The organism is Lutibacter oricola (assembly GCF_900106565.1).
In the GTDB taxonomy this organism is placed as follows: Bacteria; Bacteroidota; Bacteroidia; order Flavobacteriales; family Flavobacteriaceae; genus Lutibacter; species Lutibacter oricola.
This window is the reverse complement of record NZ_FNNJ01000045.1, coordinates 1-2,079: the sequence shown is the minus strand read 5'-3', so window position 1 is coordinate 2,079 and position 2,079 is coordinate 1. Positions and strand designations below refer to the sequence as shown.

Below are 2,079 nucleotides of genomic sequence, written 5' to 3'. Positions count from 1 at the left end.
TTCTTGCTTTTGTTGGACTTTGAGTCTTTTGTAGAAGGCTTGTTTACTAATCCCAAAACATCCATAGAGCCATTTTCTTTTATACGGTTTTTCTTTTTTCTCTCTATCTCTTTTGCTAATGTTTTGGGCAAGGACTTTTTTGACATATCAACTCCAGTAATGAGTTCCATATCAGCGATAATATCTTGTTGAAAGTCTTTTTGAAACTCTAGTTCTTCAATACGTTCTTTTAATTTTTTAATCTCATCTTGTTTACTCATACCTGTATTTTGTTGGACTAAAGTACTGTATTTTCTTAACCAATAGGTAATAGTTGTTCTAGGAACATCATATTTTTTACTAGCAGAATTTGTGGATACTTGACCGTTTAGAATTTGGTCAACGACTAATAATTTGGTCTCTAGGGTTACTTTTTGATAGCTTTTTTTTCGCCAGTGTTCTTTTTGTGTTTTCATAAGTGACTATAATTAATTGCTTAATTTTTAGTCAACCTATTTCAGGAAAGTTCATTGGTCAAATGTGTTACAACGGGTTTGTGTATGTTTTGTAGCGTTTTTAAGCTACTAATTTACTAAATAAATCACTAACGTAGAAAATCCGATAGGATTTTCGTAAATGTGCTAGAACCAAGCTATGAAATATAAACAGTGTTGGCAACTGGCTTTTTTTTATTCAGTTCTTTCAATCTTTATTGGATTCTGTCGAGTATCAAAAACATCAGCAATTTTGATAAATCCTTTTTCAGTATCAATAGAATAAATCAGTTTGTAGTTTTTATAAATTAAATAACGATAATTAATTTTTCTTTGTTGTAATAGTTCTTCTTTTTGTCCTATTTTCGGAGTGTTTAATAACTTTATTGGTTCGTTAATAATTCCTTTTACAAGTTTTTTAGCTACGTTTGAACTTGCCTTTTTTTCATAATACTCATAGATTTCATCGAGTTGAGTTTCTGCAAATTCAGACCAAATAATTTTTAATGTCATTATTCGTATTTAGCTAAAAGTTCAGAACTATTCTTAAATCTATTGTTTAAAAAGTCGGATTCAGATTTATCAATTCGTTTGTTTAATTCGGCTTGAGTCATTGGCTCGAACGCTATTTCTCCTGAAGTATAATTCTCTTTTTTCAATATTTTTTCAAGACGAGAAACTACATCTTCGCTTTGAAGTTTTAAAAATTCTTGTATAAATTCTATTTTACGAGCTTCCAAATTCATAATACGTTACTTTTTATCAAAGATACAAAATTTTCAATTTAGTTCTTATTAATCTTATATTAACGAATTTCATCGCTTGTTGCCAACGGGTTTGTGTATGTTTTGTAGCGTTTTTTCAGCTACTAATTTACTAAATAAAATACCAACGTAGAAAATCCGATAGGATTTTCGTAAATGTGCTAAAACCAAGCTATAAAATATAAACAGTGTTGTGCGTAGGTTTTTATTCAGTTCTTATTAGTTTTATTTCAGTTCTTTTTTCAGGAAACTCTAAAAGTTTGTTGTCGACTATGTACATTTCTGCTTCAGAGTCTTTCAATATCAAACTATCTCCTTTTTTTTCATATTTTCCGACATAAACTCTTCCGCTATTTTTTTCATCGCATAGGTAAAAGTATTCATCATTCTTTTCAATGCTCAACTCATAAACAATATCATTTATTGAGAATTTAAAATTTTCATTATTTCTTTCGTGATAATCTGAAAACCATAAACTCCAAAATATGTAAAAAATCAATGGACTTATTATTGAATTTAATAAAAATAGTTTCGTAAAAGGTTTTTTGAGAAAATAAAGAACAAGTCCGAGAATTAAATTTATCCCAAATAATATCGGAACAATCAATATAATTCCAATTGAAATACTCGGGTCTGGTTTTTCAATTTCGTAAATCCAATATCTCAATGCAAATATTTCAATCAAGAGAATAAAAAATCCTAATATAATTCTTTTCCTATTCATAATCTTTTTTCAGACTTACGCACAACGGGCTTTTATAAGATTTGTGCGTTTGGAAAATCGGAGATTTTTCGGACGTAGCAAATCGTTTGTTGAATGTTTGTCGTTTGTTCTAGTTCAA

4 protein-coding genes are annotated in these 2,079 nt (G+C 28.8%); all 4 read right to left on the bottom strand.

The genetic code is table 11. The annotated features are described in order from the left end of the window. A partial coding sequence (locus BLU40_RS17385; protein WP_090126801.1) for a helix-turn-helix domain-containing protein occupies positions 1 to 455 on the bottom strand: 455 nt, incomplete at its 3' end. Positions 456 to 668: 213 nt separating this feature from the next. Then, positions 669 to 986, bottom strand: coding sequence for a type II toxin-antitoxin system RelE/ParE family toxin (locus BLU40_RS17380; RefSeq protein WP_090126798.1), 318 nt, complete (start codon positions 984 to 986; stop codon positions 669 to 671). Beyond that, positions 986 to 1,219, bottom strand: coding sequence for a hypothetical protein (locus tag BLU40_RS17375; protein WP_090126795.1), 234 nt, complete (start codon positions 1,217 to 1,219; stop codon positions 986 to 988). Before BLU40_RS17375 ends, BLU40_RS17380 begins: the two co-directional genes overlap by 1 nt. 223 nt (positions 1,220 to 1,442) lie before the next feature. Then, entirely contained in the window at positions 1,443 to 1,961 is a 519-nt protein-coding gene (locus tag BLU40_RS17370) for a hypothetical protein (protein WP_090126792.1), read from the bottom strand. Positions 1,962 to 2,079: the final 118 nt, after the last annotated feature.